This window comes from Bradyrhizobium betae (assembly GCF_050632175.1).
Lineage (GTDB): Bacteria > Pseudomonadota > Alphaproteobacteria > Rhizobiales > Xanthobacteraceae > Bradyrhizobium > Bradyrhizobium betae_B.
The window spans coordinates 4,066,772-4,087,839 of the sequence record NZ_CP192576.1; the positions used below are offsets into that span (position 1 = coordinate 4,066,772).

General features: G+C 59.6%; 18 protein-coding genes. 6 read left to right on the forward strand and 12 right to left on the reverse strand.

All coding sequences use genetic code 11. The features are described 5' to 3' along the window. Window positions 1–7: 7 nt before the first annotated feature. The 6 genes from ACQ86E_RS19630 to ACQ86E_RS19655 are packed head-to-tail and all read right to left on the reverse strand — an operon-like array spanning window position 8 to window position 6,993. Window positions 8–2,116 (reverse strand): condensation domain-containing protein, encoded by a 2,109-nt coding sequence (locus ACQ86E_RS19630; RefSeq protein ID WP_431206513.1) that lies wholly within the window; start codon window positions 2,114–2,116, stop codon window positions 8–10. A gap of 44 nt (window positions 2,117–2,160) precedes the next feature. Next, entirely contained in the window at window positions 2,161–3,162 is a 1,002-nt protein-coding gene (locus ACQ86E_RS19635; RefSeq protein ID WP_431201380.1) for an AMP-binding protein, read from the reverse strand. Window positions 3,163–3,176: 14 nt separating this feature from the next. After that, on the reverse strand, window positions 3,177–3,875 hold the full coding sequence (locus ACQ86E_RS19640; protein WP_431201381.1) for a hypothetical protein: 699 nt from the start codon (window positions 3,873–3,875) through the stop codon (window positions 3,177–3,179). 25 nt (window positions 3,876–3,900) lie between these two features. Then, window positions 3,901–5,166 (reverse strand): M20 family metallopeptidase, encoded by a 1,266-nt coding sequence (locus ACQ86E_RS19645; RefSeq protein ID WP_431201382.1) that lies wholly within the window; start codon window positions 5,164–5,166, stop codon window positions 3,901–3,903. Continuing rightward, window positions 5,163–6,248, reverse strand: a complete 1,086-nt coding sequence (locus ACQ86E_RS19650; protein WP_431201383.1) for a Gfo/Idh/MocA family protein — start codon at window positions 6,246–6,248, stop codon at window positions 5,163–5,165. The genes ACQ86E_RS19645 and ACQ86E_RS19650 overlap by 4 nt, the downstream gene beginning before the upstream one ends. A gap of 16 nt (window positions 6,249–6,264) precedes the next feature. After that, window positions 6,265–6,993, reverse strand: a complete 729-nt coding sequence (locus ACQ86E_RS19655; RefSeq protein WP_431206514.1) for an SDR family oxidoreductase — start codon at window positions 6,991–6,993, stop codon at window positions 6,265–6,267. A 240-nt stretch (window positions 6,994–7,233) separates the two neighbouring features. On the opposite strand from ACQ86E_RS19655, the gene ACQ86E_RS19660 reads away from it, so the two are divergent. Together ACQ86E_RS19660 and ACQ86E_RS19665 are read left to right on the forward strand one after the other, a co-directional pair. Then, the gene (locus ACQ86E_RS19660; RefSeq protein WP_431201384.1) at window positions 7,234–7,566 is read left to right on the forward strand and encodes a hypothetical protein; all 333 of its coding nucleotides are present in this window, start codon (window positions 7,234–7,236) and stop codon (window positions 7,564–7,566) included. A gap of 233 nt (window positions 7,567–7,799) precedes the next feature. Continuing rightward, on the forward strand, window positions 7,800–8,873 hold the full coding sequence (locus ACQ86E_RS19665; RefSeq protein ID WP_431201385.1) for an Ldh family oxidoreductase: 1,074 nt from the start codon (window positions 7,800–7,802) through the stop codon (window positions 8,871–8,873). Between the two features lie 42 nt (window positions 8,874–8,915). Here ACQ86E_RS19665 and ACQ86E_RS19670 read toward each other — a convergent pair whose 3' ends face one another. After that, window positions 8,916–10,832 carry a hypothetical protein gene (locus tag ACQ86E_RS19670; protein WP_431201386.1) on the reverse strand — a complete coding sequence of 639 codons (1,917 nt, stop codon included), beginning with the start codon at window positions 10,830–10,832 and terminating at the stop codon, window positions 8,916–8,918. 214 nt (window positions 10,833–11,046) lie between these two features. Here ACQ86E_RS19670 and proS point away from each other — a divergent pair, with 214 nt between their 5' ends. After that, on the forward strand, window positions 11,047–12,546 hold the full coding sequence (proS, locus tag ACQ86E_RS19675) for a proline--tRNA ligase (RefSeq protein WP_431201387.1): 1,500 nt from the start codon (window positions 11,047–11,049) through the stop codon (window positions 12,544–12,546). A 12-nt stretch (window positions 12,547–12,558) separates the two neighbouring features. On the opposite strand, the gene ACQ86E_RS19680 is transcribed toward proS, so the two are convergent. Together ACQ86E_RS19680 and ACQ86E_RS19685 are read right to left on the reverse strand one after the other, a co-directional pair. Then, a complete protein-coding gene (locus ACQ86E_RS19680) occupies window positions 12,559–13,497 on the reverse strand; it encodes an IS630 family transposase (RefSeq protein ID WP_431201388.1) in 939 nt (312 codons plus the stop codon). A 166-nt stretch (window positions 13,498–13,663) separates the two neighbouring features. Then, window positions 13,664–15,004, reverse strand: a complete 1,341-nt coding sequence (locus ACQ86E_RS19685) for a nucleotide sugar dehydrogenase (RefSeq protein ID WP_431201389.1) — start codon at window positions 15,002–15,004, stop codon at window positions 13,664–13,666. A 1,106-nt stretch (window positions 15,005–16,110) separates the two neighbouring features. Here ACQ86E_RS19685 and ACQ86E_RS19690 point away from each other — a divergent pair. Continuing rightward, window positions 16,111–16,323: a hypothetical protein gene (locus ACQ86E_RS19690; protein ID WP_431201390.1), complete on the forward strand. Its 213-nt coding sequence runs from the start codon at window positions 16,111–16,113 to the stop codon at window positions 16,321–16,323. Window positions 16,324–16,465: 142 nt separating this feature from the next. Here ACQ86E_RS19690 and ACQ86E_RS19695 read toward each other — a convergent pair whose 3' ends face one another. From ACQ86E_RS19695 to ACQ86E_RS19705, 3 genes are all read right to left on the reverse strand, one after another. Beyond that, window positions 16,466–16,672, reverse strand: coding sequence for a hypothetical protein (locus tag ACQ86E_RS19695; protein WP_431201391.1), 207 nt, complete (start codon window positions 16,670–16,672; stop codon window positions 16,466–16,468). Window positions 16,673–16,788: 116 nt separating this feature from the next. Further along, the gene (locus ACQ86E_RS19700; protein ID WP_431201392.1) at window positions 16,789–17,298 is read right to left on the reverse strand and encodes a hypothetical protein; all 510 of its coding nucleotides are present in this window, start codon (window positions 17,296–17,298) and stop codon (window positions 16,789–16,791) included. 38 nt (window positions 17,299–17,336) lie between these two features. Next, entirely contained in the window at window positions 17,337–17,858 is a 522-nt protein-coding gene (locus tag ACQ86E_RS19705) for a hypothetical protein (protein WP_431201393.1), read from the reverse strand. Between the two features lie 344 nt (window positions 17,859–18,202). Between ACQ86E_RS19705 and ACQ86E_RS19710 the strand changes: the two genes are divergently transcribed. Both ACQ86E_RS19710 and ACQ86E_RS19715 read left to right on the forward strand, forming a co-directional pair. Then, window positions 18,203–19,411 carry an alpha/beta hydrolase family protein gene (locus ACQ86E_RS19710; RefSeq protein ID WP_431201394.1) on the forward strand — a complete coding sequence of 403 codons (1,209 nt, stop codon included), beginning with the start codon at window positions 18,203–18,205 and terminating at the stop codon, window positions 19,409–19,411. A 164-nt stretch (window positions 19,412–19,575) separates the two neighbouring features. Next, the gene (locus ACQ86E_RS19715) at window positions 19,576–21,066 is read left to right on the forward strand and encodes an amidohydrolase family protein (RefSeq protein WP_431201395.1); all 1,491 of its coding nucleotides are present in this window, start codon (window positions 19,576–19,578) and stop codon (window positions 21,064–21,066) included. The last annotated feature ends 2 nt before the right edge of the window (window positions 21,067–21,068 follow it).

The following is a 21,068-nucleotide window of genomic DNA, read 5'->3' on the forward strand; positions in this document are numbered from 1 at the left end:
CCATAGGTTAGACTTCCCCGGAATCAGTGACCGCTATTGCAACGGGATTGGCGCTTGCCTGCTCGTCAAACAAGCCAATCAAGTTGCCGTGGGCCGCCGTGCCGTGGATACTGAAATCGATGGAGTCGAGCAGTTCGGCTCGCTCGGCAGGCATCATCAGGTCAAGCCTGCCGACAGGACAACTTGGTGACTCCTCGGCCGAATTCAGCAGAACATCCAGAATGCCTTGGAAACGCTCGATCGAGCTCGAATCGAACAGATCACTGTCGAACTCCCAGGCAAGGGTGATGTCGCGCGCCGTCTCGGCCACGAAGATCGCGAGCTCGTAGATCGCCGCGCGGCGGGGCAGTTCGATTTCCTGAAGCTCGATTGCGCCCGCTCGTTGTGGCAGGCCAGTGAACAGCTTCTGCGCTACGACCAGCCTTGTGAGCGATTGTGCGACGTCGGTCTCGAGACCCCGGATCATGAGTTCGATGGGGAAGTCCGCGTGGACCTGGGCAGCCGTCACCTTTTCCTGGACCTGCTGCATCAGCAGGCTGAAAGTCAACGCTTCGTTGAACTCAAATCGGATCGGCAGGAAGTTCACGAAATAGCCGATCGCCGCATCAAGAGCGGATGGTTGGTGGCGCGAAGAGACGGGCGTGGCCACGATCACATCGCCCTGGCCCGAAAGTCGATGTGCAAGCAGGCCGATTAGACCGAGCAACACGCGGAATGGCGTCGTGCTGTTTGCTCGCGCGAGACGGTGAACCGTCGCGGTGCTTCGTGCTGAAAGCACTTGCTCGACTTGCATTCCTCGCCCGGATCGCCGCGACGGACGAGGCCGATCGATCGGCAGAGTCAAGGCGTCCGGCAATGAGCCGAGTTGAGAATCCCAATACGCCTTGTGAGAGTTCCAGATTGAGCGCTCGAAACAAGCCTGTTGCCAGCGCGCAAAGGAACGCACGGCACGCTCCCCGCCTTCGAGCGGCCGGCCTTCCAGGGCACGCACCAACTCGGACACGATCAGTGGCAGGGAGGATCCGTCCACCGCGATGTGATGGAACATGAAAAGCGCCACACCGTCGTTGCCTGACGTACTCAGCAAGTGTATTTCGATCGGAACTTCACGCAAGCGGATCAGAGAATTTGCCGATTTGGTTGCCAGACCGGCCAGGAATGCCCGGAGGTCAACCTCCGCGATCACCTGCTTCTCCACATTGATAATGGGCGGTTCGGCCTGGCACAGCCTTATGCGGCCTTCGACGAGGCGAACGGCCAGTGAAAAAGTATCGTGGTGTCGCAGCAGCTGCCGGATCGCGTCGGCAATCGCTTCCAGCGCGATGTCGCCCTTGAAGCGAATGACGAACGGTAGAACCAACGCCGGGTTGGCAATGTCGAGATGTTGTAGAGCCCACAAGCCCTGCTGTCCGAAAGTTGCCGGACAATCCGCCTCTTCCTCGTCGATGGAAACTTCTGGGTATTCGTCGGCTCCCGTCAGCGCCTCCGCTGCCTTGGCGATCGTAATGCAGGACAGGAGCTTGGGCGCAAGTCCGGGCTTGTTCACCAGCATTGCTGAACGCCGCGCCACTGCCAGCGCGAGCATGGAATCACCGCCGAGATCGAAGAAGTTGTCGTGGACGCCGACGCTGTCCAGATCTAAGGCTTCGCACCAGATTGCCGCCATTTGGCACTCGATCGGTGCTGCGGGGACGACCAGTTCACCGATCTCGGGCCGTCGACGCGCCGCTTCGGTAAGCCTGGAACGGTCGATTTTGCCGTTTTCGGTAACCGGGAACTCCGGCACAACGACCAGGCGGGAAGGCACCATGTGGCCCGCCAACAACTCTCCGATTTGCTTCCGCAGAGTTTCGGTGGCGGTTTTGCCCTCGACGTAGGCATATAACCGCCTGCCGTCGCGTCCTTTCGGCGCCAACACCAGGGCTCGGACCACTCCGGGCTGCTGTCGTAGCGCGATCTCGATTTCTGCAGGCTCGACCCGGAAGCCGCGAATCTTGATCTGGTCGTCACGCCGCCCCGCATATTCGAGCGCGCCGTCCGGCAGCTCGCGCACATAGTCACCCGAGCGATAGCATCGCCCAAGCAGGGCCGTATTGACGAAGCTGCGTTCCGTCATGTCAGAATCGTGGGCGTATCCCCGTGCGAGGCCGATGCCGCCGATCAGCAATTCGCCGATCTCACCCGGCGTAACCGGCACCAGTTCGTCGTCGACGACCGCCAGCGTCCAACCTTCCACGGCCCAGCCGATCGGCACCGGACGTTCGGGCTCCTGCGCCTGCCGGAACGGAAAAACGTCGAACAAATCGTCACCTCCGTCGGGCCGTAGCCGTTGATGATTTGCAGATGCGGAATTTTTTCGCGCAATTTTTGCAGCGTTCCCTGCGCAATCGCCTCAACGCCGACCAGCATCCTGCGTAGCGGCGAACTCGACCGGGATTCCTCGACAAACATATCCAGGGCGAGCGGCGGGACGTATGCGGTGTTGACCCCATGCTTGGCAATGTAACCGACGAGGCGGTTCGGCTGGCGCGCTGCTTCGCCGTCAAGGATGTGGACGGTTCCGCCATTGGTCAACGCCACGAACAGCTCCCATATCGACACGTCGAAGCTGAACGGACAAACCGCCGTGGATATCACGGGGCCATGAGCAGCGGCAACGCGTTCGAATCCATCAAGCAACGCGCATACCGATCGGTGCTCGATCATCACCAGCTTGGGGACGCCTGTAGAACCGGAGGTGAACAACTGATAGGCAAGGCTATTCGGCGTCGCCTCGTCGACGCAGCCGCACCCCGAGACGGGAGCCGTCAGGTCAATGAGGATGTTGGCGACAGCCGAATCGGCTGGGCCAACAATTTTTGACGCTCGAGAAATCGCGAGCAACTGGTCTCGGCGGGCCGGCGACAGATCCGGATCCACGGGCACGAAGCACGCACCTGCCAGCATGGTCCCGAGCGCGCCGATCACGAATTCCGGCCGCCGCGATGCAAGTACCGCCACCGGCTCCTCGCCTGCTACCCCCGCGGCGGAGAGGCGTAATGCCACGTCCGCGGCCAAGCCTAAAAGCGTTCGGTAGGTGAGCGCAACGTCACCACAGACGACGGCGACACGTTCGGGGTCGGGCGCTTCCAAAATCCGCGCAGTCAGTGTGAGCGCACGCATCGGCAGCCCCGAATTCAGATATTCTGAGAAATCGCCATGTCAAACGCAACTGGAAAGGTCGAAGCATCCTTGCTGAGTTTTTCGAACTGTCCCCGGGCAAATGAATCCAGATCACGGCGGCGCCTGAGCACGCGAAAGCCGAAGAAATCCTCCACTACGTCGAAGTAGGACATGCCCGCTTCGTACCGCTTTCGTCGGTAATCATGCACGATGACATGCCCATGGTCCGACTGCAGGATTGAAGCCATCATCAGGCATTCATTCCGGCGGCGCCCGTCGACAAAGATCAAATCGAAATGCTTTTCGAAATGCAATGGAAATGTCGCGTAATGGAACGCGGGGCTGCGTGAGTGGTCATCCGTTTCGCCGATTTCCTGCACGGCGTGCGCCTCGAACCGGTACGGACTCGGCGGCATGAACGCGATCACTTGGCTCAAATACTCCGCGTTGGTGTCCACGGTCACGAACAACTCGGCCTTGCGCTTCTCGGCGAGAGCGCACAGCCACCGGGTCGTAAATCCCGCACCCCACTCCAGCATATTCCTGGTTTTTTCGCTGCTGTACTTGTCGATCAGGAAAATGAATTCGCTCATGTATCGCAAGTCGGCCGTCGGAATCATGTGTCCCCAAGCGGCGTCCGTATATTCCGTCCACTCCTTGTCATGAGCGTCCGCATCGATGTTCTCGCTGCCGCGAATCGGAACCTTTGTCATGCTGAACCCCTGTTAGTGTCACAGATCAAGATACCGAGAAAGTTTTCTCCGATGCCGAAGCCGAAAAAAACGATGACATGACCCTGATGCCCTTGACCAGGGAATCGAGCTTCAGACTTTCATGGTTGGAATGCGCATCCTTCAGGTCACCACAGCCGAAGATCAGCGTCGGAATGCCCAGATGTTTGGCGTAGGTGCGCCCATCGCAACTCACGTTCCACGCATTCACGCTGCCGACCTCAACGCCGCTGTCGAGAAGCGCCCTGTTCATAGCATCGATCAAACGCGATTGGACCGGGTCGAGATAAGCGTCGTTCCTGATCCCGTCATAGACAACATCGATCGCCAGTCCACACTTCTCTCGGAGTTGACGAACGGCTTGCTCCACGATTGCCTTTGCTTTCTCAAGTCCACACGACGGCGGAAAGCCCATGTTCACCATGACGCGGCACCTGTCCACGATCGTACCGTGCCACTCTCCACCCTCGATGCGCCCGACATTGACTTGTATCGGGCGCGGCCACTCGTCGAAGGCAGGCTCCCTGCGTGCTTCGTGTATCAAACGCTCTTCGACACGGGTCATTTCCTCGACGAACAGAGCAGCGGCCTGGACGGGCCCGATAGCGTTTACGGAAGCCCCCATGTGGGCGGCAGCGCCGTGAACAGTAAGCGTAAAACCGAGACAACCGCGGTGTCCTCGATAGAGCCGCAGCGAAGTCGGCTCCAAAATCAATGCCGCTTGGGCTCGGGACCGCTCCTGCAGAACCATGGACAGCGCTCCATTGCCGCCGATCTCCTCTTCGATCACGCCTTGAAAGTCGATATTCTTGGTCAGGGCAACTTTCGACTCTCGCAAAAACCTGATCGCCTCGACGAGCATGACGAGGTTTCCCTTGGTATCGCACGCTCCACGGCCGTGGACGATGCCATCGACGACTCGCGGAGTGAACGCTTCGGGCCACGTCGGCGCAGGCACCACGTCGATGTGACAGCTTACGATCACCGTTTCGGTCGTATCATCCGCCCTGTAGTGTGCACAAAAATTCTTGCGACCGCCTGAATTGATGCGCGAGGGTGGGCTTGGGCAAGCATCGTTATGCTCAAGCGTTTCCGCGAAGATGGGGACCTCGCGCGTCGCGAAACCCGCCTCCTGCAGATATTCGTGTAGAAAATCGAACGCATCACCCTCGCGCGGCGATACGGTATCTATCGCGAGATAGGCGCTCAGACGCTCCGCAATGCGTTCCAAGTTGCCGTCGATCCAGGGGGCGAACTGCTCTACCATGATCATGATACATGTCCGGTTTCGGATGCACGGAACCTGGCGGGCGACCGTTTGGTCTCCGTTTCAAGCTGCTCGATCACTCGTTGCAAGGATAAGGCTTCTTCGTAGTCCACCAGAGGAACTTCGAGCGGTTCTCCGTTCGAGGCACCGAGACTGTGGCGCAAGAATTGACCAACCTTGTAGACATGACGCAACTCCGCCGGGAAGTTGGCAGTGCTAGTCTCCAACTTGAACACGGCCTGGTAGATGCCGGTAGTTTCGTCAATCGCATGGATTTCCAGACGATCGCAGTCCCAGCTCGGATGATCGAACTCGAGGGTGATACGAAAAAGATCGGTCTTTCCAGCAACGTAGGCGACGACCCGCCGGTCACGACCCGGCCATGCGAACGAGCTTTGACCGACGACCGGGCAAGTTCGGCCTTGGTACATGACGAACACGCTGTCGAGCACGGGAGCGGCCGTCACGTGAAGGTCACTCTCCACGCCGAATGCCGCCTGGAGCGTTAGAGTTTGCGGAAAAATCAATCTGACGAGATCCAATGGATGAATCACTTCGCTGCAAACGCCGATAGTGGGGCGCGCATCCTTGATGCGATGCTTGCCCCAGAAGAATTCCACACGGCGAACGGTCAAATCCGGCCGTTCGGCCAACCAGCGCATGCACGCCGGGACGACCGGGCTGAACCGTTCAACCATGTTCAGGCTGAGACGCTTGCCTCGCAACACTTCTTCGAGCTGCTCCGCTTGTCGCAGCGTTGCCGTCAGCGGCTTTTCACACAATATGACCTTGACCGGGCTGACGGCTAATGCTCGCAACACGTCGAAATGGGACTCTTCGCTGACACAAACAATGGCGGCGTCCGGCAAGGCGGCGTTCACGGCTTCATCGACCTCGGTAAATGCCGGCACATCCGGTGCATGAGCAAAAGCCCTGCGCGGATCGGCGTCGACTATTCCGGCCAGCACAAGCAAGGACGGGGTGCTGGACTGGATATAATCGAGCGCCCTCTTGAACCTTTGGCCGGCCCGACCAAGTCCTACGAGCAACACCCGCCGCGGGGCCGAAAAACCGTTACCATTTTCCACGCAGATTCCCCGACGTCTAATCCGGTTGGGCAGTTGGCCGCAGTATCATTTCGGTAATGTCGATATTGGCCGCACCCGCCAAAATCCATTCCATCACGCCGGCAACCTCTTCCGGGCTGAGCCCGCGAAACTTGCCGTAGAGATCGGTCTTCGCCGCAGGATCAGATTCATAATAGCGCCGACCGAAGTCAGTCGGCTCAATGAATCCGGGTGCCAGGTTGCAAATCTTCATGAGGCTGCCGCTCGCGCGCAGTTCGAGCCGGATATCGTCCAGTACGACGGCCAATGCCGCCTTGCTGGCCCGGTACATCTGGTTACCAGGCGTTCGAGAGGGTCTGCGCGCACCCACCGACCCCAGAACGATGACTTGACGGCACTCCGGCCGGAGGCGCATCACGGCCGACAGAATGTTGACGTTCCCGGTTACGTTGGTGCTCAGGATCTCTTCCCACCAGTGAGAGAAATCCCGGTTGTAAGGCGCATAGTAGCCAACTCCGACGCACGACACGACATAGTCGAGATGTTGTGGCGTGGCTTCGATGATGCGTGCCACGGCGCTGTAGTCTCGCACGTCGCATCCAACCGCACGGCCGGTCGCCCCTTCGGGAGCGATGCCCCGGCGTGACACGAAGGTGACGTCCTCCGTCTGCGATAACCGAACTCCCAGTGCAGCACCAACGCCGGCCGACGCTCCGAAAATGATGCCTTTTCGCGAGTGGGGGCGGGAAAGACCCTGCGCGTTCACCAAGCCGGCCGACTCCTTGCATGCCCTGGTTGCTTACTCCATTCTTGACACGCCTTAACGAGTAGGGCAACGATAATACTCGCGATAGAATAGGCGCGGACGCAGTCGGGCTGATCGACAAAACGGCAGATTGCGGTTCAAATTAAAGGCGGTTTGTTGTGCTGGAGCACGTCGTGCTCGCGCTGTACTGCGCGTTTTGATGATCAATATCACAATTCGAATTTAATGATGGAGAATCGAATGACTATTGAAAAATCAGCCACCTCTAGCGATGTGAGGCTGGCTTGGATCACGGCGATCACGTTGGCTGTTTCATTGAATTGTCTGCCGTCTTCCGACGCGGTGGCGCAGACGAAGCAGGAGCAAGCGCCCGCGACCTCGAACCCAGTCGTTTCCTATTTCAACAAGCACAAGACTCAATGGTCGATGTTCGTCAGTTCGCTGAAAAAGGGAAAGGTGGATGACGCCAAAAAAATCGGTAGCAAGGCGGGCATGAGATCGGACGAAGTCGAACGAATTGCGAGTGATACCGCCCGGGTGCAGCTGATCTCGTCGCCTGCGATGGCATGGTAGCGGGACGAGTATCCGCGATAGCGATTTTGACGCAGAGAAATCCCGGAATTGTTTCATCTTTGACGGCCGACGCCGTGGGGTCTGGCGGCGAACATGCAAGGCGTCGTCACGCCGCCCTCGGCATTCGCAAGCCATGTGGCATCCCATGTGGCATCCATCGAAGGTATCCATCCCTTCGAACAGATCATCTCGGGATATGACGCTCCGATGTTTTGGGGCTGACGGAGTTTTGCATGACGGCCAACGTCGCAAGCTATGGCGCGCACGAGTTGCGCCAGCTCTGCGAAACCTTGTTTCGCAGAGCCGGCCTCGATGACGACAAGTCGGCGGTCGTTGCGTCGCGTTTGGTGGACGCCGATTTGCTCGGTCACGATACGCACGGACTACAACTCTGTGGCGCATATCTGAAGGCGCTTTTCGACGGCCGGATGGCAAAGTCCGGATCGTATTCCACGGTTTCGGATTTGGGTCATTGCGCGGTGTGGGACGGCAATTGCCTGCCGGGGCCCTGGTTGGTGACCAAAGGCGTTCAACATGCAACCGAGCAGTCATTGTCGTGCGGAATCTGTACGATCATGATCCGGCGCAGCATGCACACTGCCTGCCTGGCGACCTATCTCGAATACGCCACCGACAGGTCGTGCATGGTGCTTGTCGCGAGCACCAGTCCTTCGGAGCAGCACGTCTCCGCTCATCACGGAGCTGATCCGCTTTTCAATCCGGCGCCCTTGGCCGTCGGTATTCCAACGTCAAAAGATGGGCCGATCCTTATCGATATGGCGCTTGCGAGCAGCACGGTGGGGCGTGCGTGGCGCCTGTCGAATGAACGAGAGTTGTTTCCCTATCCCATTGCCGTAGACCACGCTGGAAATCCGACGAATGATCCGGGCGTCGTATTTCAGGACGGGGACAACGTCGGTTCAATTCTGCCGTTGGGGGGATTTGAACAGGGCCACAAGGGGTTCGCCTTGCTGCTGTGGCTTGAGGCAGCGACGCAGGGGCTATCCGGATTTGGACGTGCAGATAAACCCAAGGGCTGGGAAAATACGGTTTTCATTCAAGCGATGTGCCCCGAGCGGCTCGCGGGGAAGGAGAGCTTCCTGCGGCAAACCGATCATCTGGTCGAAATTTGCAAAAACAGCCGGCCGGATTCCAGAAATATTGCTGTTCGCATGCCGGGCGCAACAGCGATCGAGGGTCGAAAGCGAAAGCTCGCGGAAGGAATTCAGCTGCATCCTTTCATTATGTCAGACCTCCGCTCATGGGCCGTCAAGCTCGGCGTGCAATTTCCAGATCCGATACAATAGAGGCACGACGACCTCGAGGCCGAAAAACGCGTCCAGTCAACGCTACGCGCAGTGAAGCGGCCGTCGCACAGAAGAAGGGTGCCCATTGACGACAGCGATCACCCCCGCGTAGCGGATACCCTTTTGCGTGCCGGCGGGCAAATCGGCCTCCATCGCCAATTCCAGCACCTCGCCATTCATGATTTCAAGATTCTGGATGGGTGACAGGCTCGGGTCAGCTAACCCCCAATGTTCGACGAATGCCCGCACTGCTAGCAGCACGGATCGATCTGACGGAGCCTCGATCTTTATTTTCGCAGTAAATTTGTTTGCGCCGATCGAGAACTGGGTGCTGAACGGTATGATCCCGTCATCCTCGGAAACAGGACCGCACAGCGGGCAAGTCAAGACTCGCCGCTTCAGATGCGGCGTAACCGCCAGTTCGAACCAGTTGGCGACGATCGACTGCCGGCCACAGGGGCACGGAACTTCGCTTGCACCCTCGTTCCGGACCGGGTGTGCGAAACTCTCCCAGGCAGCGAACGTTACTTCTCGGCGCTTTGGACCACGATCCAGCAAGAGAGACAAAAGCAAATTCTCTACCTGAAAGGCAGCTTGTTTCAGCACCGCTTCCAGCGCCTGGTCTATGTGGCCGGACGTTGAAAGGAATCGATGCAACAATCCAATCAGTCCGATCGTCTCCGCGATCGAATCGCTGGGCGCGTTGCCACCTGCGTCTAGAAGCCAGCCGGGCCAGGCCTCCACGATGTCCCTGATTGTTCGTTCGAGGCCGCCCGCCGCTCGGGTCAACCCCTGCTGCGCAGAAAGATTGCCGCCGGCCTCCGCCTGGCGATCAACCGCGTTTGCAATGCGCGTCAATGGATTTCCAAAAACGACAAAATGAGGCACCGCCGATGCCTCCTGTTTGTAGAAGGCTCGGACCCAGTGCGAGGCTTCTCGGGCAACCTTTTCCAGCGGCCAGCCCGCGGAGAGCGCCGCGCTCACGATGTAGATCAGTTCATCGGACAATGGTGTAATGCCCGTCGTCGCAATCGCGGCAATGGCATTTCCGGCAATGGAACGCATCACCATGGTCGATTCCAGGTTAAAGGTGCTGCCGGGAAGAGGCGCCGTTCCGCAGCCGAGAAATACAATGATACGGGAATTTATGACCTCCGGATCGATCAGGTTGCTTGTATCGGTCGGTGGCCGGCCAAAAGAAATTTGGCGGAGACACAATTTTCCGCGGATGCAGGGAAAGCTGCCGCGGGCAGGCGCTCTCGACGCCGAAGGTTGCTGCCCGCATATGATCCTGCCGGCGCCTAGACCAAGATCTATCGGATTGCCGTGACCGGCCATGATCATGGCCGTCGACGCTTTGACCAATTCGGCGCTATCGTTAGCGGCGGTCTCGGATCGGCGGATACAAACTACTTCAGGGGCGTGGGTATTGATGTTGGACAATGACAGGGCCTTGGCAAGACCCAGACGGGCAGTATCGCCATCCGCTGCCGGCACGAGGCCAGTGGGACGTTCTTCTTGCCAAAAACGTTGAGCGATCTCCAAAAGGAAATGACTTTGCGGGCCGCCGTCGTCCAGCAGCAAAGCTGAACCGGCGGGAAGCCCGTCAGCCCCGGGCCCGCTCGAAGACGTTTCGCTTAGCAGAATGGCGCCAGGGGCGACGACACGGAGAAACAGCGCAAGTCCGGCAAGGACATCCGCGCTCCCCGCAATGATCGCTATCGGACTGGCCTCCTGGGCATCCTGGGCCGAGAAGTCAGCCATGCGTAACGCATCGTCGACCGACGATACGAATGTCACGTCATATCCCGCGGCGCGAGCTGCCGTTTCGAAGCGGGTTGGCAGCGAAGAGCGATCAATCAGAGGAATGACATTGCGCGGCCGATGCTGTGATATGGCCTCACAAAAGGTCAGCTCTTCGAGGTCGGTTTCTGCGACTAAGACGATGAGAGATACCATCGCGTTTCCTTAGGATCGACCGCTGCCGTGCGCAAAGATCGAAACCCCAACGCGCGAGCGGTTCTGGGCCGTTCCGCATGCGGGTAGAAGCGCGAACTGGTGCGCGCTATACTCGGGGGCGGCTGTTCCATTTCCGTATCGTTTCATTCATATTGACACTTCCAATGCGTGTTGCAAACGAGCGAAGTTTCCAGGGGACTATGAGAGGACTCACATGAACAACAAGGCACGCAAAAGCGCACTCGATACGACCCGAGCGGAGAACTTCGCCGACTGGTATCAAGCCGTGATAACCGGTGCTGATATGGCCGAGCCATCCGGCGTGCGCGGATGCATGATCATCAAGCCTTGGGGGTTCGCGATTTGGGAGCGGATCAAGGGGCATCTCGATCGCGAAATCCGGGCTACCGGCCACGAGAACTGCTATTTTCCGATCTTCATTCCTATCGACCTGATCCAGAAGGAAGCGACCCACGTCGAGGGCTTCGCGAAGGAGATGGCGATCGTCACGCATCACCGCCTCGAAAGCCGGGACGGCAAACTCATCCCCGCCGCTCCGCTCGAGATACCGTTGGTGATTCGGCCAACGTCGGAAACCGTTATCGGAGAAGCCTTCGCCCGCTGGATCAAGTCGTACCGCGATTTGCCGGTGAAGATCAATCAGTGGGCAAACGTCGTTCGTTGGGAGTTGCGGCCGCGCATGTTTCTACGAACCACCGAATTCCTGTGGCAAGAAGGACATACGGCGCACGCAACAGCGGAGGAGGCCGTCGAACACACCAAAACCATGCTGGGCGTCTACCGCCACGTGGTCGAAAATTGCATGGCTATTCCAGTGATTGCAGGGACAAAAAGCCTCGGCGAACGCTTCCCGGGCGCGGTCGAGACTCACACGATCGAGGCGATGATGCAGGATGGCCGAGCGCTCCAGTCGGGCACCTCCCACTACCTCGGTCAAAACTTCTCCAAAGCGGCTAACATCACTTTCCAGGACCGAAACGGTGAAAGTCAACTGGCGTACACCACTTCATGGGGTGTATCGACCCGATTGATCGGTGCGCTCATCATGGTTCATTCGGATGATGATGGATTGCGCCTTCCGCCGAAAATCGCGCCGTATCACGTCGTTGTCATCCCGATCATCCGCAACGACACTCAGGGTGACGCGGTCATTCAAGCCTGTCAATCGCTCGCCCACCAACTCGGCGGGCAGTCGTTTGCAGATGAACCGGTTCGCGTATTCGTCGACCTTCGTGATGAAAGCGCGGCCGTAAAGCGCTGGAAATGGATCAAGAAAGGTATACCGTTTATCTGTGAAATTGGCCCTCGCGACAACGAGAAATCCGAGGTCTCTGTACACAAGCGTCTCGAAGTCGGCGCCAAGCCTACCGTTTATGGCGTCGGTTCCTTCGTATCGGGAATAACTAACGAGCTGGCGATGGTACAACAGCAGTTGACGGATAGTGCATTGGCGACTCAAGCCAGCATGACGCGAAATGACATCAAGAATGCCGCCGAACTGGAAGCCTTTTTCAATTCCGGCAACGGTTTCGTGCGCGGCAAACTGCGTGAGGGCCCTGAGGCAGACGAGGTGCTGCGCGGGCTTGGCGTTACAATTCGTTGCATCCCTTACGACCAGGCCGGCGACGAGGGGCGATGCATCATAACAGGCGAGCCGGCAGTGCTGGATGTCGTGCTCGCGAGAGCGTACTAAAGCGTGATGGGATTAGCTTCGATAGCCTGAGTTTTTGAGGTAGTTGGCGCATTCCTCGGCGGTGAAGGCGTCGAGTGCGTGGCCGATTGCGGCGCAGACCGCGTCGACAGTTCGCGCGGCAGCTTTGCGGACGAGGTGTTTGAGCTTGGCAAAGACCTGTTCGATCGGGTTCAGGTCGGGCGAGTATTTTGGCAGGAAGAACAGCTTGGCGCCGGCCGAACGGATGAGCTGGCGAACGGCTTTGCTCCTGTGGCTGCCGAGGTTATCCAAGACGACGATGTCGCCAGGCCGAAGGGTCGGCAGGAGAACCTTCTCGACATAGGTGCGGAAGCTCACGCCATCGATCGGCCCTTCGATGAACCATGGCGCATCGATCCGGTCATGGCGCAGGGCCGCCAGGAAGGTCATGGTCTTCCAGCGGCCGTGGGGAACCTTGGCGTGAAGCCGGCTCCCGCGCGGCGCCCATCCCCGCAAGGGGGCCATATCGGTCCTGGTCCGGGTCTCGTCGATGAAGACGAGCCGCTCAGCTTCGACGCGATCTTGATATTTTGCCCACTGGGCTCGCCGCCGCGCGACGTCGGGACGATCGCGTTCGCCAGCCACCACGCTTTTTTTGAAGCTGAGCTTCTCGGCATGCACGAAGTCCCATACCGAGTGATAATCGACTTTCAAGCCGCGCCCGGCGAGCTCAGCAACCAGACCACGTATGGTGAAATCGCCGTCCTTGATCCGCTGCGACAGCCAGACCGCGTGCTCACCCGAAATTGCCTTCGGCTTGTAGCCGCCGATCTGGCCAGGCTCGACACTGCCGGTCTCATCAACCCGCTTCATCCAGCCGATGGCTGTGCTGATTGCCACCCCAAACTGCTTGGCGGCCTGATTGCGGGACATCCCGCCCTCGATCGCGGCCACAACACGCTTGCGAAGATCAAGAGAGTACGGCTTGCCCATCCATGCTGGCCTCCGTCCAGCCAGCATGGTGAATCAGAAACCGACTGATTTGGGAATCCCAAATCGATTCAGTCTAAACCCATCCCGCTTTAGGCGCCGTGCTCGGGCATCCGGCGGCGTAGCCGGCGGCGCAACCATGACGGTTGCGTTGGATAGGTCGATCGGGTCATGCCCTCACGACATGAGGGGCATCTATGCCGGCGCGGCGGCAAGCGTTCCGCGTGTCAATGACAAGTCTACAGCTGTTCACGAGAGAGGCGTAGTCGATGCAGTCGTGGTCCGTAGCGATGACCGCAGCGTTATAGATCGAAAGCGCAGCAATATCCCACTTGAACGACGTTCGGCCGGCCAGAGACTTCCGCGTTACGGGAATCGTCGCTACAAACGGATCGAAGAAATCCGCCGTCGCTCCTCGAGCTTCGATCAGCTCAATGAGTCGCAAGGCCGGGCTTTCTCGGGTGTCATCGATGTTCTTCTTGTAACCGAGGCCGACCACCAAAATACGGGAGCCATTCAACCCGATCTTCTGCTGGCGATCCAGCGCAAGGGCCAGCTGGTTTACGACGTATTGCGGCATGCCCGTATTGATTTGGCCCGCCAGTTCGATGAGCTGGGTGACCAGGCCGTATTCCTGCGCTTTCCATGTCAGATAGTACGGATCAATTGGAACGCAGTGACCGCCAATGCCGGGCCCCGGATAGAACGGCATGAAACCGAACGGCTTGGTCTTGGCGGCCTCGATGACTTCCCACACATCCAGCCCCATGGCATCAAAAATCATTTTCAGTTCATTGACGAGCGCAATGTTGACGGCTCGAAAGACATTCTCGGCGAGCTTGACCGCTTCGGCAACAGCCACCGACGACACAGGCACAATCCTGGTGACGAAGCTCGAATAGAGGGCAACAGCGAGGTCGCGCCCCGCGTCAAGCCCGCCAATGATCTTGGGGATGTCGGCGGTGGTAAAACTGGGGTTTCCGGGATCCTCGCGTTCCGGCGAATAAGCGAGGAAAAAATCGCGCCCGCTTATCATACCGGTACTTTCCAGTATCGGACGGAGCACCTCTTCGGTCGTTCCGGGATAGGTCGTTGATTCCAGAACGATGAGTTGCCCCCTGCGCATATATTGCGCAATGGCACGGCCCGCCGAGATGATGAAGGACAGATCCGGTTCGCGGTGAGGCGTTAGCGGCGTAGGCACGCAGACCAGGATCGCGTCGGGTTCATTGAGACGGCGGAAATCGTCCGTTGCCTGAAAACGTCGGCTTGCCAATAGGCTCTCGATCGCCAGGTCGGGGATATGCTCGAAGTAGCTTCGGAGACTGATCAGTGAGCCTACTCTATGGCGATCGATATCGAAGCCGATCACCTGTAACCCAGCGGACGCGATCGCAAGGCAGAGCGGCAAACCGACATACCCGAGACCAACAATCCCGACGGTACATTCCTTGCGGCTAAGCTTCTCCAAAAGGTCGGGCACAGCGGATTTTGCTTGTTCCATCGACATTGTACCTTCCGAAAAGGGAGGGTCTCGGCCCGCCTAGATGGAATCGGGTGCTGGGGCATGGAAGGCGCGGCTGGTTCGTCACCTTAGCCCGATCAGATATGCGAGCAGAAACTTACCGACGGCCAGACCCCGAGCTCAGCTAGAGCAGAGCCCGCCGCCAAGCCCGATAATGCCAACGCGTTGTGCGGGCAGGATGATTTGCCCGGCATCTCCAAACAAGCTCGCCTGACGATCATATTTGCGCCAGGAGTTCAAGACCAAGAATGATGGGCAATCCGGAATTTGAGCATTCATACCTGTCGGAAGGGGTCCCACCAGCTATTCCTTCGATTTTCATCATAGTCCCTGAGCCGCAGTATCCATTCCTCAAGGTTTAATGGCATGTTAGCTTAATCTAAGATAGCACGAAACGCAAACACTCGGATCTGGTGCGCGGGTGGTAAGGGAGACCTGCAAAGGCAAGGTGGCGGCAAAGCTCCACCTGCTTCAATGAGTGATCTCTCAGTTCTCGACTGCAGCCCGTATCGGCGGCGCCATCGGGTTAGGTGGCATTCGTGCGTCGCATTTCGCGACAGCTGGGTTACGAGCATGTTTCAGGCGTCGGGGGCCGTCATCGTCCAGCGGATTTCGTCAATGGCCTCTACGGTGAGGCCCTTAAATTTCGTCCAACAAGACGTCCAACAAATGTGCCGCACCGGAAAATACTTCTGGAAGGAATTGTTCCGAGACTGGCGACAAATTATTGAAGTTGTGCATGAAAATCGATACTATCTCGATCACTGGACAATCAACCAGAGGCTCCTAGGGAGCGCCATCTGGCTCCATCGAGCGTTGATATATCCGCTTCTGCTCGGTCCCAGACTCGCGCCACACAACGTAACCTCGTCCTGAGGGCCCGCCGTAGCGGGCGTTTCGAAGGATGCCACAGGCGAGCCTCCGGCCACGCCTGTCTCTTCATGCCATAGCCCCGCCTCGCTGCCCCCGACTGAAGTGACAATTCATCGCTCGTCGCGACCGAGGTGATCATCGTCACAGCTCTCGCCGGGCATGTGCGCGCATCCTGCCCGTGCTTGCGGGATGGCCCGCATCACCAACTGGAGACGCCAATGAAGAATCCTGACCACGCCGGGTTTGAAAGCCGCGAACTGTCCATCGAAGAGCTCGACGTCATCGCCGGTGGCGGCGTCTGGGGCTGGATCAAGCATGAAGTTCATTCGGCTGCGAAGTGGGTCGGCGAACAATGGGGCAAAGGCATCGAGGCTCTCGGCAGTCTCGGCGGCGGTGGCCACATCAACATCACCATTCACCGGCAGAACTGAGCGAACGGCTTGTGCGACCTCCGGGCCTCCGGGTCCGGGGCGCGCAAAGCGCCTCGCGCAGGAATCCTTGACCACCCGTCGCCATGCGTTGCAACCTGATGTTGTTGTTCTGCGGGGCGGACATGGGGGCTACGCGTCGGCATCAGGCGACAACGTCGCGCCATTTGAGATCTGCCGCAGGATGGCGCCCTGACACGTTCACCGACGAGCTCACCTTCACCACGACGTTCGATGGAAGGGTCGGCGGTGCCGTGACGCTCGCGCCGGTGCCGAAGGAATTCCGGCTGGTGCATGCCAGCACGAACTTCACCGGATCGCGCCTGGACATGCACAAGGTGCAGATCAGCATGGCCTTCCCGAGAGCGAGAGTGAGAGAGTCAAGTTGGAGCCGCAACAGCGGGTCATGCAGGGGTGAAGGCGCCAGGCCCTGGCGGTGCGCCGGCTATGCCACAGGTTGAGTGAAAATCAGCCGACGATTTCGATCTCATTCAGCACGCACCATTCGCGCAACGCTTGCTCCGTGGCTTTCGCCTCGAACGCATGCCAGCGATCGATCGCGCCTCGTCTGGCGAGCAGCGCCTTGAATTTCGGATAAGCGCCCCGCTTGCTGAAGAAATAGCGGACCTCGTCGAAATCGTTCGGCAGGAACTCCCGGGCAAAGTCGAGCACCAGCGGCTTGCCCAGGCCGAGTTCACGCTTGTCCGGAAGCGCGATGTACTTGTCCTCGTCGTCGATGTCCTCGGGCAGTTCGTCGTTCAACTCGGCGGCGTCAATGAAATCGGTTTGATAATGGATGTTTCCGGTCTGCCTGCAGACGAACGCGCGAAATTCTCCCAGGTCGCCGTTGGTATTGGCGAACTCGAAGGCCTCCGTGATGTTCCCCATGGTTGCCGGCATGGTGTTCGCCTGCGTCGATGATGATGATGGATTGAAGCGCGCCGCGTCCGGAGGTGCAATGGTTTCGCGAGAGCTCAACCCGCGCTCCGGGCAGAGGTCACAGCCGGTCCGGCAGATCAAAGATGAGCCATCTTGTCCGTGACGCCATCCATCAGCCCGATCGTGTAGACGGCTTCGGCGAAGCGTCTGTCTTCGGCGACGCGACTGAGCTTGCTGTTGGCGATGTTCCGAGGCAGCAGCGCGCAAACCGCATCGAGCATCTCGATCTCGAACGGAACGTTGACGCCGGCGGTCATCGAGAAAGCCCCGGGGGTGATCAGCCTGGTTGCGATCAGCTCTCCCTCGTCCATCGAACTGTCGAGCCCAACGTCGAGCAGCCACACCTCGGAGTTGCGGAGAATATCGGTGGCGATCAGGCCTGCCGATTCGTGATGTCGCTCGATCAGAAGGATCGCAAACTGCGACGCGCACATCGCGTCCAACATCAACCTCTCGTCGGATTGCGGTTCGAACGCAGCCGACCTCGCGTAGCGGTCGATTGCTCGGGAGCGATCGGCCGGCGCGGTGTAAATGGCGAGGTCGTAGACGTAGTACATCTCGTCCTCATGATCGAGAACGAACGTCTTCCCCTTCGCCAATCCGAGCCGCCGTGCGCAATTCAGAATCGTGTCGGCAGAGATGGACCTCAGAACCTCGTGATGAAGTCTCTTGGAGATTTCGCGAAGATGAAGATACCTTTCGAGGAGATCGTCCCGTGCCGAACGCATATCTGGGCCCCATGGCAGGGTCAGCTGCTGCTGGACGGAGGGAAGGGCCATGGAACGTCTCCGAATTGGACCTGCAATTCTCCGCAATGATTAGCGCTTTGCACCGATTCGCGTAATAGCGACCGTTGCGAAGTCACAGCGGACCCGTCAACCCGAAACAGAATCTCAACCCAAACCGCTTAGGCCTATCACGTCTCATTCAACGGGTCTTTTGCATGAAATTGGTTCGGTGCTTCTCGCTGCTGCTTCTTATCCAGCTCTTCCCGGGATTTTCGGCCCGGGCGCAGGATAGCCAGGTCGTCAAATTGTCGGCAAATGTCGAATACCAGCGCATCGGTCGCTGGGATTCCGCCCAGCTGGACAAGATCCTGCAGGTCGATACGCCGGCCTTCGCCGGTATTACGGTAACCTATAGCCCGGCCCGCAATGCCGTCAGCCTCTATCGCGTGACGTATGCCTCCGTGGTGCCGGAGCGCGGCAACAAGCCGACGGTCGCGTCCGGACTGCTCGCCGTCCCCGACGTCGAGGGCACCTCGTTTCCAATGGTGACGTATCAGCACGGCACGGTTTACGGGAAGCAGGAGGTGCCGTCGTTTCCCGAACAGTCGCCCGAGACGCAACTGACGATCGCGCAGTTCGCAGGCCAGGGATATGTCGTCATCGGCGCCGATTATTTCGGGCTGGGCACGTCGTCCGAGCCGGAAGGCTACATGGTCAAGACGAGCCACCAGCAGGCGACCTACGACATGCTGATCGCAAGCCGCGCCGTGCTCGATCATCTCAAGCTCACCACGACGAAACTGTTTCTCGCCGGCTGGTCGCAAGGCGGGTTCGTGACCATGGCCATGCTCGAGAAGCTCGAGCAATCCGGCATCAAGGTCGACGCCGCCGCAACCGCGAGCGCGCCTGTCGACGCGTTCGTGGCGCTGAACGGGTTTCTCAGCTTCCCGCGCAAGAACGATGCGAGCTGGGTGAATTCGCTGTTGATCCTGACGGCGTTCTCCTTCGAGAATTATTACGGCGTGCCAGGTCTCGCGCGCTCGCTGATCGCGGATGCCTATTACGACGTGTCGCGCAAGGCCTACACGCGCGAGCCCTTCAATCCTGCGGACGTGCCGACCGATCTGCACAAGCTGATCCGTGCCGACTATTTCGATCCGCAGTTCTTCGCGGCATCGGCCTACGGGCGGCTCGTCGCGCAGACACAGGCGTATCGCTGGATCGTCAAGAGCCCGGTCCGCAACTATTACGGCGAGACCGACGAAGCGATCAGCGTCGGGCTCGGCCAGCTCGCCATGACCTACCAGCAGGCGATCGGCAGCGGAAATCCGGCAGTCGAAGCCGTATCCACCGGGAGCACGAGCCATCGTGGCACCTTCGCGACGGCGGTCCCGAAGTGGAAAGCGTGGTTTGACGGGCTCTGACCGCGCGCGATTCCGCATGATGCGTCGGCATCGGCGGCGGTAGTCGTTCCCCCGAAAATCTGCATTGATGCGCGCCGGGACGGTGCGCGATGTGGCCGGTCTCCGCCGCCAAAGCTGCTGCCGGGCCTTTGGAGGTTTGGGCAATGGCTTTTCGGAGTGACGATATGAGCGGTTTGGTGATCAGCGGCGGTCGGGTGGTGGATCCCGCGAGCGGGATGGACGCCGTTGGCGATGTGGCGGTCGTGGACGGCAAGATCGCTGCCGTCGGCACGGGCCTCGGCGGCGCCGAGCGGGTGATCGACGCGACCGGCCTCGTGGTCGCTCCCGGCTTCATCGATCTGCACGCGCATGGCCAGTCGGTCCCGGCTGACCGGATGCAGGCCTTCGACGGCGTGACGACGACGCTCGATCTCGAAGCCGGCGTGCTGCCGGTCGGGTCGTGGTATGAGCGGCAGGCCAGGGAAGGCCGCGTGCTGAACTATGGGGCCGCCACCAACTGGGCATTTGCGCGCATCGGCGCGATGACGGGTTCCAATGCGGAGAGCTCGCTGGAGGCGTTCGGCAACGCCATGCGCGACCGGCGCTGGATCGACAACGTGGCGAGCGATGCCGAGGTCGCCGGCATTCTCGAGCGTCTTTCGCGCGGCCTGAACGAGGGCGGCATCGGCATCGGCATCCTCAACGCCTACGCGCCCGGCGCCGGCGTGCAGGAATTGACCGCTGTCTGCCAACTTGCCGCAAAGCAGGACGTGCCGACCTTCACCCACGTCGCCTACATGTCGCGCGTCGACCCCGAGAGCGCGGCCGAAGCCTATGTTCGCCTGATCGGCTACGCCGGCGCCACCGGCGCGCACATGCACATCTGCCATTTCAATTCGTCGAGCAAGACCGACATCGAGCGCTGCCGCGTGCTGATCGAAAAGGCGCAGGCGCAGGGCCTGCCCATCACGGTCGAGGCTTATCCTTATGGCACCGGCTCGACCGTGCTGGCCGCCGCCTTCTTCAGCGATCCCGAATTCGTCGAACGCAACGGCACCGGCTATGATTCGGTGCAGCGCGTGACCGACGGCTACCGTTTCCACGACCGCGAAGAGCTGCTCAAGGCGCAGGCCGAGGAGCCGTCCTCGCTGGTGCTCTGGCACATCCTCGACACCGAGAACAACGCGCATCACCGCGACCTCCTCGACATGTCGGTGCTGTATCCCGGCGGCGCCATCGCCTCCGACGCGATGCCGTGGACCACGTCGGACGGCAAGACCTACACCGGCGACGCCTGGCCGCTGCCCGATGACGCCACCTCGCACCCGCGCTCGGCCGGCTGCTTCACGAAATTCATTCGCGAATGGGTGCGCGAGCGCAAGACCGTGTCGCTGCTGGAAGGCGTGCGCAAATGCGCGCTGATCCCGGCGGAGATCCTGTCGCAGAGCACGCCGGCGATGCGCGCCAAGGGAAGGCTCACGAAGGACGCCGATGCCGACATCGTCGTGTTCGACTACGAGAAGCTCAGCGACTGCGCGACCTTCACGGCGATGAACCGTCCGTCGGCGGGCGTGCGGCACCTGGTGGTCAGCGGCCAGCCGCTGATCAGCGACGGCATCCTCGATGTCGCGGCCCGGCCCGGCAAGCCGGTGCGCCGGCCCGTCGTCGAGAGCTGATC